This is a genomic window from Pseudomonas sp. P5_152 (assembly GCF_033989915.1).
GTDB lineage: Bacteria > Pseudomonadota > Gammaproteobacteria > Pseudomonadales > Pseudomonadaceae > Aquipseudomonas.
In genome coordinates, this window is sequence record NZ_JASFAH010000002.1 from 5,593,184 (window position 1) to 5,608,342 (window position 15,159).

The window sequence follows — 15,159 nt, forward strand, 5'->3', positions numbered from 1 at the left end:
CAAGTCCAGGCCATCGTTAGTAGGGATAGAGTTGTATGGGAATGGAAAGCACCGTCTTGGCATTCTTGAGGCGCTATCGGTACTGGTTACTGGCGTTGATGATCGCGGCCGCACTGGTAAACGCCTTTGTGCGTTTTGCCGGGGATGGACCGAATTTCTTTGGCGCGCTGCTGGTGCACGGATGGCTTATCCAGGCAGTCTTTGCGTACTGTCGCGGCGGTTGGGTCGCGCTTGGCCCAGGTGGATTATCCAAAGATGCGAACCCCATGGGTCGAGCCGCGTTAGCCGCAACCGCATTTGCATTTTACTTGCTGACGTTCACCTACGATGGCGCGCTGCGCGATGACTCGGTGCATGAAAGAACAGCCGAGGACTGGACGATGCCTACCCGGGAGGAGTTCCGGCAGGCGAAGGAGCAATAGCCAGCTGGTACCTCGTCGACAAACGCTGCGACGGTTCACTCCGTTAATAACCAGGCAGGGATAAACACAGTCTCAGCTTGCTGCGCAGCGCCTACCCTCAGCATTTGCTTCGCATCCCATGGACGGCCAAATGATCGCCGAAGGACTTTCGCTACTCATCGACTACGGCATTTACCTGCTTCCAGGTCTTTGCCTCTGTGCCCTGTGGTTCTGGCTGACACCAAAGACGCAGCCAGGTCTACGCATTGTGATCCTGCTGCTGACCTTCGTACTGATGCGCGATGTGATGACCCCGCTGCGCTTATGGTCCCTGAGTGGCGGCGTGCAGATCGGCTTTATTTCAAATCCATTGGTCCTGGCCACGCTAGGCGTTCTGTCGCTGGCGATCATCGCCGCTCTGGCACGGATCGCCCCCGAGTTATGGAAACTCGTGGTCTGGCGCAAGGGCAACCTGGCCGCGGGACTTGCCCTGGGCATCGCTGCCGGCTGTGCGATCGGTGTCCCACTGCGGCTCTATCAAGGCACCGATGTCGGCGAGATAGCAGGGTACTGGCCTTGGTTGCTGGGCATGGTCGTGCTGGCCTACGGCGGCAACGCGCTGGAAGAGGTGCTGTTTCGCGGGTTCCTGCAAGGACACCTCGAACAGCACACTTGTGCACTACGAGCAGCCCTGATCAGTGCTATCGCCTTCGCCGCCTGCCATTCGTTCCTGGCACTGAGCGTTACCCGGATTGGCTGGCCGATTTTACTGTTCACGCTGGTTGAGGGGCTGGTCTGCGCTTTGGTGCGCATGCGCTATGGCGTAAGTGCTGCCATAGCCGCACATGGGACGGCGATAGTGCTGATTGCCGTGCCCATGTAGTTGATTGTCGAGGGGGAGTGCTGATAGCCAGCAAGCGACCCGGACTGTGGGGAAAACGCAGCGTCACGCCAGCGTTTTACTATTGATGAAAAAGCAGCGGCGGAAATTCGAAGTCGGCTTTAACTATAAACTCCGTGACATGAGGCAGTGCTCTTTCCCCCAAACCTCAAAGCGCTCCAACACCTCCCAACCGAGCTTGGTGTAATAATTGCTCTGGCTGTGGGTGTGCAAATACAAAGTAGTGAATCCTGCATCCCTTGCATGGCCGCAGATGCCTTCGATTAACTGCGTAGCGAGCCCTCTGCGTCGAGCTTCAGGCGTGATGAAAACACACGCAAGCCATGGGCCTAGATCTGGCCGGTCAGCTAGGTCGCTACTGGCAAGCGAAGCGCCGCCTAGCAACTGGCCTCGTTCCGTTGCGATCAGGCACTTCCAACGGCCATCACGCTGTCCATCAGAGAATTCGCGTTGCCAACTCGAAAGAGATTGCTGCGCAAACTCGTAACTGAATTCCCGATAAATCCATTCGGCCATGACGCCGCATTTGTCCATCTGATTATCGAGCCAATCCACTCGCAGCATCTGAAACACTCCTTATGTATTCGTCCTGCAGGTAGGGTTTGGGGATAATAAATCTGTCCCCTTTTTGATGCTAATGATTGCATGAGAGGATAGTTTCCCGGCGCCTTCGTGCTCCGTATAGTGACGAAATTTTGTCGGTCAAAGGAATGGCTATGTACCCCTCAAGCTGCCTACTCGTCGGTGTGATTGGCGACTGTGATATCGCTTATTTTTCGCATTGCGCTAAAAGGGCAACGCCATGCGTTTGAGAATGATCCTTGCCGGGATCGGCACAACGTTGGCGCTGGTGTCTGCATCGCCAGCCCAGGCTGCGCCCCTGCCGCCAGGAGCGATCAAACAAGGTGGTATTTCGGTGCTGGTCCAAGGGTCGGGACCAGACATCATATTGATTCCGGGATTGGCGTCGTCTTACGAAGTGTGGGCTGATTTGGCCTCCAGACTACAGCAGAGCCACCGTCTTCATCTGGTACAGGTAGCTGGCTTTGCCGGCTCGCCTGCCGTATCCGATCCAGGCGGGAAAGTAGTAGCGCCGACGGCCGAGGCGATCGCTGAGTATATCCGCAGCCAGCGCATCGAGGCCCCGGCCATCATTGGCCATTCGTTGGGCGGTGAGGTGGCACTGATGCTAGGTGCTCGTCATCCCGACCAAGTTGGACGTCTGATGATTGTCGATGCGCTGCCCTTTTATGCGTTGCTGTTTGACCCTTCGGCGACCAGTGAAGCGGCGACCCCGCAGGCTGCTGCGATGCGCGATGCAATGTTAGCGGCAACGGCTGAACAGGCGGAAGTCATGCAGCATGCATCCATCGCCCGTCTCGCCAAAACTGAAGCGGTCAGGCCAGGCTTGGCCGTGGCGGGAACACGCTCGGACCGCAAGACCGTGGCCAATGCCATGCATGAGTTGATGGTCACCGACCTGCGGCCTGAGCTTGGACGCATCAGGGTGCCGGTCGAGGTCATCTATGCCTACGATTTGCTTTACGGCATAGATGCGACCCAGGTTGATGCAATGTTCCGTAACGCCTATGTGTCGACCCCAAACATCAGTTTCAGGCGCATTGATGGCAGCTTTCACTTCGTCATGCTTGACCAGCCAGAACTGTTCGCCAGTGCTGTCATCAAGTTCCTGGACCAGTAAGCGGCGGCAGTGGGTTGTCAGGGATAATAAATCTGTCCCTTTTTAAGCTTGCTGAAACGATTCATCAAGTTTATAAAAAGGCACAACTCCAAGAAAGGCTGCCGCCATGACCCCGCTCAAACTCGTTGTTGCCCTCAGCGCACTGTCCGCTGCCTCCCACGCCATGGCCTGGGATTACGTTCTGCTCGACACCGACAAAGCCGCCCAGAACTGGCAGATCACCAGCCAGCAGCTCGGCATAAAAACCGACAAACCCTTCAGCGTTACTCTGCGCACCTTGCACGGCGGTCGGCAGGAGGGTGTCAGCATCGTCGACATCGATAACGGCACGATGAAACTCTCGGTAGTACCAACTCGCGGCATGAACGTCTTGCAGGCCTCGGTCGGTGATGTGCGCATGGGCTGGGATTCGCCGGTCAAGGAAGTGGTCAATCCGTCCTTCATCGAACTCAATGGCCGCGGTGGCCTGGGCTGGCTGGAAGGTTTCAATGAACTGGTTACCCGCTGCGGATACGAATGGGTCGGCCACCCCGGCGTCGACAACGGCGAGCTGCTGACCCTGCACGGTCGGGCCGCGAACATTCCTGCGAACAAAGTCACCCTGCACATCGATGAGAAACCACCGTACGCCATCACCCTGCGCGGTGAACTGAAAGAGCAGGCGTTCAAGAAGGTCGACTTCTCGGTCGCGACCGAACTGGTCACCGAACCCGCCAGCGTAGTGTTCGCCCTCAACGACACCCTGACCAACAACGGCGACTATCCCAAGGAATACCAGGCGCTGTATCACAGTAACTTCAGTACGCCGTTCCTGGAGCAGGGCGCTCGTTTCGCCGCGCCGGTAAAACAGGTGTCGCCGTTCAACGACAAGGCCAAGGGCGATCTGCCCGATTGGCAAACCTACCGCGCACCAACCAAGGACTACGACGAAACGGTTTACAACGTGGTGCCGTATGCCGATGCCAAGGGCGATACGTTGACTGTGTTGCATAACAAGGCCGGCAGCCTGGGCGTTGCGGTCGGCTTCAATACTCAGACACTGCCGGTGTTTTCCCTGTGGAAAAACACCGATACCCAGGGCCAGGGCTATGTCACGGGGCTGGAGCCGGGGACAAGTTTTTCCTACAACCGTCGTTATCAGCGGCCACTGAACCTGGTCCCGACAATTGCGCCGAAGGAGCACAAGCAGTTCCGCATCAGCTACAGCTTGTTGGCGGATAAGGCGGCAGTGGACAAGGCCTTGAAGCAAGTGAGCGAGATTCAGGGTGGGCGGGAGACTGAGCTGCGGCAGACGCCGTTGGTTGATCTGACCAAGGGCTGACGCCAGGGATAATAAATCCGTCCCCTTTTAGACGGCCTCGGGCGCGCGGAAGGCCTTACTGTAATAGCCGGACTGGTCGAAACAGCAAACGTGCTTCTTGCCGGACGCGAGCATGTCGCAGGCATCACTGATTCGTTTTGCGCGCGTCTTGAGTTGCTTGGCTGAAGTGATCCAGTGTATCCAGTCGACTCGGGCGATGGTCGTCGTATTCTTCCAGACTTTATGAGCCTCTGGAGCGGCTGCCAGTGCTTCCTGGAAATCTGCCGGGATGTCAGGCTCGGGTTCCTTCTTCACAGGGGTTAGCTCGAGTGTAACGACATCCCCAACGGCCGCGCCTGCAGCTTTGAGTAACGCTCTACTGACCTGCAGCCAATGGCTCAGTTGACCATCCGGCTCAAGGGTTGCCTGGAAAGGGTGCCCATTGATTGTGCCTTCAACTGTCGTCCTTCCTCGCCTCGGCAGCTGTTCACTCGCGTCTCTTGGCAGTACCAAGAACGCCCAAGACGTATCATTGCCAGGCTTCGCCGGACGAAGAAGCGTTGCTTCGAATCGGGATTTCACATCGACTGTTGTCATTGCCACGCCTCCAACTGATGCGTCTGGAAAGTCGACGCTACCGACTCGTCACGAGGCTGTCCAGCGGCTGCTGATGGTCGCTGGTTGGCCTTCGCATCGTGCAACTAACGCCTCACAAGAACCCGTCCCGAACATTCCTTTGAGGAATGCCTCTTATAAAATTAATGAATTTTTCTTATCGGATTATCTGGCGTAGCTTGATTCAAGGACACGGAGAACTGCCTTGAAATCATCCCCTCTGAATTCAGCTGAAAAATTCGATACTTCACGGGCTAATGAGTACGCACGCCAGAGCCGTATCGCATTAGCCGGGTATGACGCCTGCCAGGATCTTGCTGCGTGCATGCTGGCGGCAAGCCTGGGCAATGCGCGTTCGGCGAAAATACTGGTGGTTGGCGCGGGTGGTACGGCTCAGGAGATTATTGCGATGGCAGCGCTGGAGCCGACCTGGCGCTTCACTGCCGTTGATCCATCCGAGCCGATGCTCGAGGCTGCGGCGCAGCAGTTGCAGGCAAACAATCTGCTTGAGCGAACCAGCCTGCATCTCGGCCATGTTGAAGACCTGGTTGCGGATGAGTCATACGACGCAGCGACCTTGATCGGGGTGCTCCATCATCTCGAGGGGGATGCTGCGAAGCGACAGATTTTACGCTCCATTGGGGCCCATCTAAAGCCGGGTGCGCCGTTGATTGTCGCCGGCAATCAATATGCTTATGCCAGCCAACCGTTATTGCTTACCGCCTGGGGGCAACGGTGGCGACAGCATGGCGCCAGCGCGGATGAAGTGAAGGCCAAGCTGGGGAAAATTCTTCAGGGTGCCGACCCACCCCATTCCGAGGCGGCGGTTCAACAATTGATGTTTGACGCCGGATTCGCAGACGCTACGCGCTTCTTCAGTAGTCTGTTCTGGGGTGCCTGGCTAACACGTAAAACTATTTGAACGGCAGCGATAGGTTGTGGTTTCTTGCCAATCGAGGGAGCCTGCGCCTTGGTGTGTCAGTGGGGCTTGGGTTAGGATTGCCGGGTTTTTCAAGGATGAAACCGATGAAGTACCTCAAGGCCCTGAACGCCGCCGCAGAGCGTTTTCTAAGCAGGTTTACGCGCAAGCAGTTTCTCTTTGCCGCGATTGCGGTGACGGCACTCAATTATTTGCTGGCCTATACCGTCCCAGGGTACAGGTCCATCTATCTAGCCATGATCGGTGGCTGGCTGTTCGGCATGATTTTCGCGGGATTTCATTCTGCCAAGAGCGCCGAGAGCGAGTCATGAATGGCTGGCACTGCGCACGCTCAACGTCGGCGACGCCGCTGCTTTTGACTCCATCCTTCTAGATAATTTGCGCCAGGCGCAGCGCCACCGCTGTTGCCTGTTCGGCACTGGTGATGTTGGTGAAGCCGAGCACCAGGCCATGCCTGGGCTCGACTTCGAGGTACCACTGCGATAGCGGCTCGACGGCTATACCCACGGCCCGGGCACGCTGTGCCAACTGGTTGTCATCACCTTCGCGAAGGCCCACCACCAGGTGCATGCCGCCGGCCTGGGGGTTGATCAACAGGCGGTCACCCATTTGTTGTTGCAGTGCCTCCACCAGCCATTGGCGGCGGTGGGCGTAGAGGCTGCGCATTTTTTTCAGGTGCCGGGCGAAGTGCCCCTCGTTGAGGAATGCCGTGACGGTTGCCTGCAGGAGGTGCGGGCAGTGGTTATGCAGTCGGTCTGCCTGGCGGGCGAACGCTTCGCTCTGGTCGGCCGGTACCACCAGGTAGGCCAGGCGCAGGCCTGGAAACAGCACTTTGCTGAAGGTCCCGGTGTAGAGCACGCGACCCTGTTGGTCGAGGCTCTTGAGGGCGGGCAGGGGTTTGCCCTGGTAGCGGTATTCGCTGTCGTAATCGTCCTCGATGATCCAACTGCCCCGGCTGTTGGCCCAGTCCAGCAGGGCCAGGCGCCGTGGCAGTGACAGCGACACTCCCAGCGGGCTCTGGTGGGTCGGCGTGACCACGGCGAAGCGGGCATCCGGGGCGCGGCGGATGCCTTGTGCGACGTCCAGTCCCTGGTCATCCACGGGCACCGGCACCAACTGTGCGCCGGCTTCCAGCAGGGCGTTGCGGGCCATGAAGTAGCCGGGTTCTTCCAGCCAGCAGCTATCGCCAGGCTGCATGAGGGTGTGGCTGATCAGGTCCAGGCACGCGCGATAACCGGCGCAGACGAATATCTGCTCAGGGCGGCAGGTGATGCCGCGGGAGATGCCCAGGTAGGTGGCGATGGCCGCGCGCAACGGCGCATGGCCACGTGGGTCCGGGTAGACCAGCCCCTCGAGGCCGGCCTGGCGCAACTGGCGGCCCGCCAGCCGGGTCCAGAGCTTGCGCGGAAAGGCATCCAGCGCTGGCAGGCCCATCTGCAGGGCGAGCGGCTGCGTCCCACTGTGGGTGGCCAGGTACGTGGTTGATGCCAGCGGGGGCTGATGGATGGGCGAGGAAACGGCTGCCAGGTGAGGGGTGACCACCGTCCCTGCGGCCCCGCGAGCCATCAGATAACCTTCGCCAATCAGTAACTGGTACGCCGCTTCGACGGTGCCGCGCGCCAGGTTCAGCTCCGCCGCCAGTGCGCGAACGGCAGGCACCCGGTCTCCCGGGCGCAGGCGACCGTCGGCGATCGATTCACGAAATCGCTGATACAGCTGGCGATAGATGGGGGCTGGTTGGCAGCGGTCCAGTTGAAAGGACGGAATCATGGCCTAGTCATTTATGCATTTTTCGGCCCTGTAGCTTAAGCCATTACCGCCCTAAAGTGAGCCATCTCTTCACGGCGGACAACGCACATGCCTTACACCTTTCAACACCTCGACGACCCGCAGGCCTTGGCGGCCAGCTTTGCGCTGATGGGCGTGTTGCGCCCGCACCTCAATGACCAGGACCGCTATGTGGCGCAACTGGTTCGGCAGGCGGAGCAGGGCTACCGTTTGCTGGCCGCGCAGGAGGGCGAGCGCCTGGTCGGCCTGGCCGGTTACCGCGTGTTGGAAAACCTGCTCTACGGGCGTTTCATCTACGTTGATGATCTGGTGGTCAGTCCCCAGTTGCAGCGCAGCGGCGTAGGCGCGCAACTGTTGAACGCGGTTCGCGAGCAGGCCATGCAGCGCGATTGTGATCACCTGGTGCTGGATACCGGCCTGCATATGCCGTTGGCCCAACGCTTCTATTTTCGCCAGGGGCTGTTGGCCCGTGGCATGCATTTCACCCAGAGCCTGCGGGCAGGAAATCCGGCATGAATAATCTGTTGTTGCTCAATGCCAGCCCGCAGGGGCAGGTGTCCCACGCCAATCAGTTGGCACTGGAGCTGGTGGCCTCCCTGCGCAATCGCTATCCGCAACTCGAACTGGTCGAGCGTGACCTCGGCGCGCAGCCGTTGCCCCCGCTGGATATGGACTACGCGCGTGCGCTGACTACGGCCACGCCGTTCGACTCACCAACGTTCGACGTATCCGAGGCGTTGATCAGCGAATTGGAGCGCAGCGATATGCTGCTGATAGCCACGCCGATGCACAACTTTACCCTGCCGGCCGCGCTCAAGCTGTGGATCGACTACGTCCTGCGCATTCGCCGCACATTCAGCTCGGGCCCCGAGGGCAAGACCGGTCTGCTGCGCGATCGCCCGGTGTACGTGATTGTCGGTTCCGGTGGTTTTCACCAGGGCGAGCGGGCCCGGCAAGCGGATTTCCTGACCTCGTACCTGCGCCATGTGCTGAATACCCTTGGGCTGTTCGACCTGCACTTTTCTTATCTTCAGGGCTTGGTGTTGGGTGAGGAGGCCGTCCGCGCAACGCTCGACGATAGCCGCGCCCGCCTGGCACTGGAGCCACTGTTCAATCATCTCGTTTGTGCCTGAGCCATTTTTTCTATCCAGGAGTTTCACCATGAGCCAACTCAGACTGCCGTTTCCTTCCCTGTCGCCTGCCGCCTACCAGGGCCTGCTCGCCACCAACTCGGCGCTGGCTACCAGTTCCCTCGGCTTGCCGCTGCTGGAGCTGGTGTACTTGCGCATCTCGCAGATCAACGGCTGCGCGTTCTGCCTGGGTAAACATGCGCAGACCTTGCGCGACAGTGAGGTGGCGCAAGAGAAGCTGGATTGCCTGGCGGGTTGGCGCATCAGCGAACTGTTCAACGCCCGCGAACGCGCCGCACTGGCCTGGGCCGAGACACTCACCTACGTCAGTGAGAAGGGCGCGCCAGACGAATTGTACGAGCCATTGAAAGCGCACTTCAGCGATGTCGAGATTAGCGACCTGACGTTGGCTGCGGCCTTGATGAATGCGTTCAACCGATTGGCGGTGGGGATGAAGCTCTAAGGGCAAAAATCCTATTCTCAAAATTCTGGGTGAGCCTGATAATCCGCGCAACCGCGCGCACTGTAGGAGCGGGTGCCTGCTCCTACAACTTTTCACCCAGGTTGAGGGATTATCCTTGGTTAGCACATCAGCTGTTCACACCCTGCGTCCGCTGTCCGAACTGGATTACTACGACTGTCGCTCGGCCGCGCTGGCTGCGGATATCAGTGTGCTTGAGGCATGGAACATCATCACCGCGCAAACCGGGTGGTTCATGCGCCTGGCGTTCCGGGTGAGGGACTGGATTTCCTCGCTGTTCGGGGTGAAGCGCATCGGCGGTTTTTCCGCTACCCAGCGCGAGACAGTCAGTGTGGGGGACTACCTGGATTTTTTCCTGGTGGAGCATTGTGCCCCCGACGTGCTGGTTTTGACCGAGCGGGACCGGCACCTGGATGTGATGATTTGCCTGTCGATAAGCGCTCGAGTGATGACGATCACCTCATCGGTGATCACCCACAACGCCTTCGGCCGCGCCTACATGGTGCCGGTCGGTCCAGCGCACAAGGTGATCATCAAGCGCAATCTGCGGCAACTGCAGCGCACGCTGGCAGAGCGCGCATCAGCGCTCACGGACTAGCAGCGGATCACTGCCGATCAATGTCGCGCCGCAGGACCACTGCGGTGGTGATGTCTTCAACGGATTCGTGAATCGCGACGGCGTCCCTGACTCGATTGAGGTCATCGATGGTGCGCGATTCAACCTCGATCACCAGGTCGAGCTGGCCACTGACCGAGGAGACGCGCCGTACCTGGGAGTTCTGGGCCAGCAGGTCGAGCAGGCCGATGGCGGGGGTGCGTTTCAGGCTGACCAGCAAGATGGCGCGAATCACGTGGGCGTCGATTTCGCCGATGTCGGCGCGGTAGCCGCGGATCACGCCGTTGCGTTCCAGATTGATCACGCGCTCGCTGGTAGCACTGCGTGAGAGGCCAATCCTCGCGGCCAGGGCCTTCAGGGCGATGCGTGCTTCTTTCGACAGGATTTCCAGGATTTCGCGGTCTTTGGTGTCCAGGTCGCGCATATCAACTCCCCATTTTTGCTGCCGATTTTGTGCCGGTCGATTCCGACAATATGCAGGCCAAAGCCGACCGTATACTTACTGCCTTCCCTGGTTTCGCGTGCCAAGCTATCTGAAAAAAATGGCTTGGAAAACAATTACTATGACTAATCTTTCGCATCCTGCCCCGCAGTTCTCGACAGGCGATGCCGAAAAGCTGGGCGCGCAGCTTTTCAACGTAATCGGTACCGCCACGCCGCTGGACGGTGAACGAGATCGCAACTATCGGTTGCAGACCCAAAGCGATGCGGGGTGGATCCTGAAAGTCGTCAACTCCACCGAGCCACGGGTTGAAAGCGAGTTCCAGACGGCCATTCTCAGCCACCTCGCCAGTCACAATCCCGAACTGACCGTGCCGTTCCTGAAGAAGAGCCTGGCCGGCGATTTCCTCGCCACGGCAGTGGCGGCCTCCGGCGAGACCCATGCGGTGCGCCTGGTCAGCTGGCTGCACGGCACGCCGATGGCCGAGGTCGAGCGTACCTTCGAATTGATGCGCAGCCTTGGCCAGTCCTTCGGTGAGATCGATCGGGCGCTGCAGGGCTTCATGCACCCCGGCGCGGTGCGCGATCTGGACTGGGATCTGCGCCACGCCGCCCGTTCGCGGGCACGCCTGCACTTCGTCAAGGACCCGGCCAAAAGGGCGATTCTGCAGCGCTTCATCGAGACCTTCGAACAACAGGTCCAGCCCCGGCTTGCGCGCCTGCGTGCCCAGGTCATTCACAATGACGGCAACGATTGGAACATCCTCGTCGATTCCGGCAATCACCAGAAAGTCTCGGGCATCATCGATTTTGGCGATGCGGTGCACACGATTCTGATCGCCGAAGTAGCCATCACCTGCGCCTATTCGATTCTCGACATGCAGGACCCCATCGGCGCGGCCGCCGCCCTGGCTGCCGGGTTCCATGAGAAGTACCCGCTGCAGCCGGAGGAACTGGACGTCCTGTTCAACCTGATCGCCATGCGCCTGGTAACCAGCGTGACCTTGTCGGCCTCGCGCCACGACCAGACGCAAGACAACCCTTACCTTGCCATCAGCGAAGCACCGGCCTGGCGCCTGCTGGAGCGGATGGACGCGATGAACCCACGTCTGGCGACAGCAATCCTGCGCAAGGCCTGTGGGTTTGACGCGGTCGAAGGCGCGGGGGCGATTCGCCGCTGGGTGGCGCAGAACAGCCAGTCCTTCGCGGATATCGTGCGGCCATCGGCGGCGAGCATGAACAAGGCTATTGCGCCGTTTGGCGATGCCGCCCATGTGATGACTGTCGCTTCCGCCGAGCAGCGTCCGGCAGAGGCCACCCAGTGGTGGGAAGACTTTGCGGCCGAGCACAAGGTGCCGCTGGGCATCGGGCCGTGGGGGGAGGAAAGAACCATCTACACCGACGCTGCGTTCGAGTCGCGCTTCATCCAGGGGCAACGGCGCATCGTGCACGTCGGTGTCGACCTGATCATGCCCGCTGGCACGCCGCTCTATACGCCGGTCGCCGGGGTGGTGCAGAGCGTCGAGGTCGAGTGGGAGCCGTTGGGCTACGGCGGCCTGATCATGCTCAAGCACTCCCCTGAAGGGTGCCCGCCATTCCTGACCCTGTGGGGCCACATGGCCCATGAAGCGCTAAGTCGCCTGAAGCCCGGTGACCAGCTGGAAGCGGGGGCGCTGGTCGGGCACATGGGGGCGGATCAGGAAAACGGCGGGTGGATTCCCCACGTGCATTTCCAGATGTCCACGGACATCGGCCTGAAAGCGAGCGAGTTCATCGGGGTCGGTGAACGGGCCTATCGTGAGGTCTGGGCCGATGTGTTCCCCGACACCTCGACGCTGGCCGGGATCCCGCCAGAAACCTACAGCCAGGATGGCCGCACCAAGGCTGAGATTGTCGCCAAGCGCAAGGAGCTGTTGCTGCCCAACCTGTCGATTTCCTATTCGGACCCGATCAAGTTCGTGCGCGGCGATGGGGTCTGGTTGATCGATAACTTTGGCCGGGCCTATCTGGACTGCTTCAATAACGTGTGCCACCTCGGCCACTCCCACCCGGATGTGGTGCAAGCGCTGTCGCGCCAGGCAGGACGCCTGAACACCAACACCCGCTACCTGCACGACAATATCGTGGAGTATGCCGAGCGGCTCACCGCGACCTTGCCGGAAGGCTTGGCGGTGGCGTCCTTTGGCTGTTCCGGCAGTGAAGCCAACAGCCTCATGCTGCGCATGGCGCGCAACCACACTGGGCGCAACGATGCCATCGTGCTGGATTGGGCTTACCACGGCACCACTCAGGAACTGATTGACCTCAGCCCCTACAAGTACAAGCGCAAGGCCGGCAAGGGCCGGGCCGAACACGTGTTTGAAGCGATCGTGCCGGATGCCTACCGTGCGCCGGACGATTGGCCGTTCGAGGAGCTGGGCAAGCGTTTTGCGCAAAGCGTGGCGGAGCAGATTGACTGCATGCGCAAGCAGGGCAGGGCCCCGGCATTTTTCTTGGCAGAGTCGATTCCCAGCGTCGCCGGGCAATTGTTCTTCCCGGAAAACTACCTCAAGGAAGTCTATGCCATGGTTCGCGCCGAGGGCGGCCTGTGCCTGGCGGACGAGGTCCAGGTCGGCTTTGGTCGGGTCGGCAGCCATTGGTGGGCGTTTGAAACCCAGGGTGTGGTGCCCGACGCCGTGACCATGGGCAAACCGATTGGCAACGGCCATCCGATGTCGGCGGTGGTGACCACCCGGGAGATCGCCGACAGCTTCAACAACGGCATGGAGTACTTCAATACCTTTGCCGGAAGTCCGGTGTCTTGTGCGGTGGGGCTTTCGGTACTGGAGGTGATTGAGCGCGATAACCTCAAGCTCAATGCGTTGACCATGGGTAACTATCTGCTCGATGGCTTCCGCAAATTGCAGCAGCGCTACGAGGTGATCGGCGACGTGCGCGGACAGGGTCTGTTCCTTGGGATTGAACTGGTCACCGACCGCAAGACCAAGGTGCCCGCCACGCACATGGCCAAGCTGGTGGCCGATGGTGCCCGCGAGCGCGGGATTCTGATCGGTACCGAAGGGCCGTATGACAACGTGCTGAAAATGCGTCCCTCGATGATTTTCAGCCAGGCCAATGCGGACTTCCTGCTGGAAGTGCTGGACGACAGCTTCCGGGCAGCACTCCAGTAAATCCCCGGGAAGCGGGCGTGCGACAACCACGGTGTCGCACGTCGTTTGCGGCTGGCGTAAAGCCTGGGGGTGATCAAGCGGTTGGCAGCTTCGCGAGCGGTTGTGTACTATCGGCGCTGGCCGCTGCTGCCCGCCGCTCGCTCCCGTTGGGAAAGGTGAAAGCAGGTTTTTTTCAAACTCTCCTGTATCACTCTTGATAGTCGAGGTTTGGCAACGCGAGCACCAGAATGCTTCGACTCCGGGAGTCACAATGCTGTCTATCCTCAAAGCCAAGCAAATGGCCAAGCACCTGCGTGCTTCGCTCGAGCAGCACCATCAACCAGTGTCCCACTCCACCGCGCTTGAACTGGTCGCCCAGCAGTTGGGCTACAAGGACTGGAACACCGCCTCGGCACTGCTGCCAGAAGAAAGTCCCCAGCCCGCTGTGACCTTCGACAAAGCCATTCCGATCCTGCGAATGTTCGACGAAGCCAAGGCGCGGGAGTTTTATCTGGATTTCCTGGGGTTCAGCGTCGAATTCGAACATCGCTTCGAAGCGGATCTGCCGCTGTACCTGGGCATCAGCCGTAACGGCCTGCAACTGCACCTGTCTGAACACCATGGCGATGCGAGCCCCGGGGCGACGATATTCGTGCCGATGCACAACATCGACATGCTCCGCGATGAGTTGCAGGGCAAACGCTACGGTTACGGGCGTCCGGAGATAGTCGAGCAGGGCTGGGGCAAGGTTCTGGAAGTGTACGACCCGTTCGGCAACCGGATTCGCTTCTGCCAAAGCTGATGGGATGCTGGGCCCTGAGCTATAGCCAGGGCCCAGCATAGGTTTCTACACAACTTTGTAGTGGCCTGTGGCGAGGGAACTTGCTGCCGTGGCGGTCTCTGGGGTGTTGGATTAGGCGGAGTACATATCCATTTCTGCGGTAACGGCCTCCTATGGTTCCGCTTTTACAGCGGCTCACTTTTGGAGGAGCCCAAAAGTAAGCAAAAGGCTCTTGCCCCACCACTTGGCACCTCGCTTGGGCTCGGTGTGCCCTCACTCCGGCTTGAATCCGTGGGCCGCCGCCACGCGCCATCCATGGCGCGGGGCGGCTAACCCGGCGTCCTGCCGGGTTACCCACGGCTTCAAGCCTGCGTTCGGCCAGCGTGGTTAACGGGGCGCCCAGGATCAAAAGCCAAAGCCAGAGCCAGAGCCAGAGCCAGAGCGAGATCAAAAGATTGCTGACTTCGTCAGCGTCTTAGGAAGTAGAAGCCACACCGCGCATGCCCTAGCGATCAGGTCGGCTTTTAGGCCGCCTCGCTTTGTTTTTGATCCTGGGCGCCCCGTTAACCACGCTGGCCGTACTTCGATATTGATTTGGGGGTAAACCGGCAGGACGCCGGTTTAGCCGCACTGGGCCAGGGATGGCCCATTGCGGCGGCCCCCCAAATCAATGTCGGAGTACGGGCATGCCGAGCCTAAGCGAGGCACCGAGTGGTGGGGTAAGAGCGTTTTGCTTACTTTTGCGCTGTTCAAAAGTGAGCCGCTGTAAAAGCGGAACCATAGGAAGCCGTTACCGCAAAAATGGATATGTACTCGGTCTAATCCAACACCCCAGAGGCCCAGAGGTCACGACCCAAACAGGTTCTCTCTCCACAGGTGCAATGTCACACCACAGTTGTGTAGATACCTATGCA

General features: G+C 59.7%; 16 protein-coding genes. 12 read left to right on the plus strand and 4 right to left on the minus strand.

All coding sequences use genetic code 11. The features are described 5' to 3' along the window. The first annotated feature begins 41 nt into the window (after window positions 1–41). The gene (locus QMK50_RS25640; RefSeq protein WP_237234988.1) at window positions 42–422 is read left to right on the plus strand and encodes a hypothetical protein; all 381 of its coding nucleotides are present in this window, start codon (window positions 42–44) and stop codon (window positions 420–422) included. 130 nt (window positions 423–552) lie between these two features. Then, window positions 553–1,284 carry a CPBP family intramembrane glutamic endopeptidase gene (locus QMK50_RS25645; protein ID WP_320334339.1) on the plus strand — a complete coding sequence of 244 codons (732 nt, stop codon included), beginning with the start codon at window positions 553–555 and terminating at the stop codon, window positions 1,282–1,284. 123 nt (window positions 1,285–1,407) lie between these two features. Here the strand turns inward: QMK50_RS25645 and QMK50_RS25650 are convergent, their stop codons facing one another. Next, a complete protein-coding gene (locus QMK50_RS25650) occupies window positions 1,408–1,866 on the minus strand; it encodes a GNAT family N-acetyltransferase (protein ID WP_320334340.1) in 459 nt (152 codons plus the stop codon). Window positions 1,867–2,104: 238 nt separating this feature from the next. On the opposite strand from QMK50_RS25650, the gene QMK50_RS25655 reads away from it, so the two are divergent. Next, on the plus strand, window positions 2,105–3,004 hold the full coding sequence (locus QMK50_RS25655; RefSeq protein ID WP_320334341.1) for an alpha/beta hydrolase: 900 nt from the start codon (window positions 2,105–2,107) through the stop codon (window positions 3,002–3,004). Between the two features lie 106 nt (window positions 3,005–3,110). Continuing rightward, on the plus strand, window positions 3,111–4,325 hold the full coding sequence (locus QMK50_RS25660; protein ID WP_320334342.1) for an aldose 1-epimerase family protein: 1,215 nt from the start codon (window positions 3,111–3,113) through the stop codon (window positions 4,323–4,325). Between the two features lie 27 nt (window positions 4,326–4,352). Here QMK50_RS25660 and QMK50_RS25665 read toward each other — a convergent pair whose 3' ends face one another. Further along, on the minus strand, window positions 4,353–4,901 hold the full coding sequence (locus QMK50_RS25665) for a YdeI/OmpD-associated family protein (protein WP_320334343.1): 549 nt from the start codon (window positions 4,899–4,901) through the stop codon (window positions 4,353–4,355). Between the two features lie 223 nt (window positions 4,902–5,124). Between QMK50_RS25665 and QMK50_RS25670 the strand changes: the two genes are divergently transcribed. Both QMK50_RS25670 and QMK50_RS25675 read left to right on the plus strand, forming a co-directional pair. Then, on the plus strand, window positions 5,125–5,841 hold the full coding sequence (locus QMK50_RS25670; protein WP_320334344.1) for a class I SAM-dependent methyltransferase: 717 nt from the start codon (window positions 5,125–5,127) through the stop codon (window positions 5,839–5,841). Window positions 5,842–5,945: 104 nt separating this feature from the next. Continuing rightward, window positions 5,946–6,170 carry a hypothetical protein gene (locus QMK50_RS25675; RefSeq protein ID WP_095169730.1) on the plus strand — a complete coding sequence of 75 codons (225 nt, stop codon included), beginning with the start codon at window positions 5,946–5,948 and terminating at the stop codon, window positions 6,168–6,170. 58 nt (window positions 6,171–6,228) lie between these two features. On the opposite strand, the gene QMK50_RS25680 is transcribed toward QMK50_RS25675, so the two are convergent. Then, the gene (locus QMK50_RS25680) at window positions 6,229–7,629 is read right to left on the minus strand and encodes a PLP-dependent aminotransferase family protein (RefSeq protein ID WP_320334345.1); all 1,401 of its coding nucleotides are present in this window, start codon (window positions 7,627–7,629) and stop codon (window positions 6,229–6,231) included. A gap of 87 nt (window positions 7,630–7,716) precedes the next feature. Between QMK50_RS25680 and QMK50_RS25685 the strand changes: the two genes are divergently transcribed. The 4 genes from QMK50_RS25685 to QMK50_RS25700 all read left to right on the plus strand — a co-directional run bounded on the left by QMK50_RS25685 (window position 7,717) and on the right by QMK50_RS25700 (window position 9,856). Beyond that, window positions 7,717–8,163: a GNAT family N-acetyltransferase gene (locus QMK50_RS25685; protein ID WP_320334346.1), complete on the plus strand. Its 447-nt coding sequence runs from the start codon at window positions 7,717–7,719 to the stop codon at window positions 8,161–8,163. Further along, window positions 8,160–8,780, plus strand: a complete 621-nt coding sequence (locus QMK50_RS25690; protein ID WP_320334347.1) for an FMN-dependent NADH-azoreductase — start codon at window positions 8,160–8,162, stop codon at window positions 8,778–8,780. Before QMK50_RS25685 ends, QMK50_RS25690 begins: the two co-directional genes overlap by 4 nt. 28 nt (window positions 8,781–8,808) lie before the next feature. Then, window positions 8,809–9,240, plus strand: a complete 432-nt coding sequence (locus tag QMK50_RS25695) for a carboxymuconolactone decarboxylase family protein (protein ID WP_320334348.1) — start codon at window positions 8,809–8,811, stop codon at window positions 9,238–9,240. Window positions 9,241–9,355: 115 nt separating this feature from the next. After that, window positions 9,356–9,856: a DUF2867 domain-containing protein gene (locus tag QMK50_RS25700; RefSeq protein ID WP_320334349.1), complete on the plus strand. Its 501-nt coding sequence runs from the start codon at window positions 9,356–9,358 to the stop codon at window positions 9,854–9,856. A gap of 7 nt (window positions 9,857–9,863) precedes the next feature. Here QMK50_RS25700 and QMK50_RS25705 read toward each other — a convergent pair whose 3' ends face one another. Continuing rightward, entirely contained in the window at window positions 9,864–10,298 is a 435-nt protein-coding gene (locus QMK50_RS25705; RefSeq protein ID WP_095169736.1) for an Lrp/AsnC family transcriptional regulator, read from the minus strand. Between the two features lie 139 nt (window positions 10,299–10,437). On the opposite strand from QMK50_RS25705, the gene QMK50_RS25710 reads away from it, so the two are divergent. Together QMK50_RS25710 and QMK50_RS25715 are read left to right on the plus strand one after the other, a co-directional pair. After that, entirely contained in the window at window positions 10,438–13,485 is a 3,048-nt protein-coding gene (locus QMK50_RS25710) for an aminotransferase class III-fold pyridoxal phosphate-dependent enzyme (RefSeq protein WP_320334350.1), read from the plus strand. Between the two features lie 250 nt (window positions 13,486–13,735). After that, window positions 13,736–14,266, plus strand: a complete 531-nt coding sequence (locus tag QMK50_RS25715) for a glyoxalase superfamily protein (protein WP_320334351.1) — start codon at window positions 13,736–13,738, stop codon at window positions 14,264–14,266. Window positions 14,267–15,159: the final 893 nt, after the last annotated feature.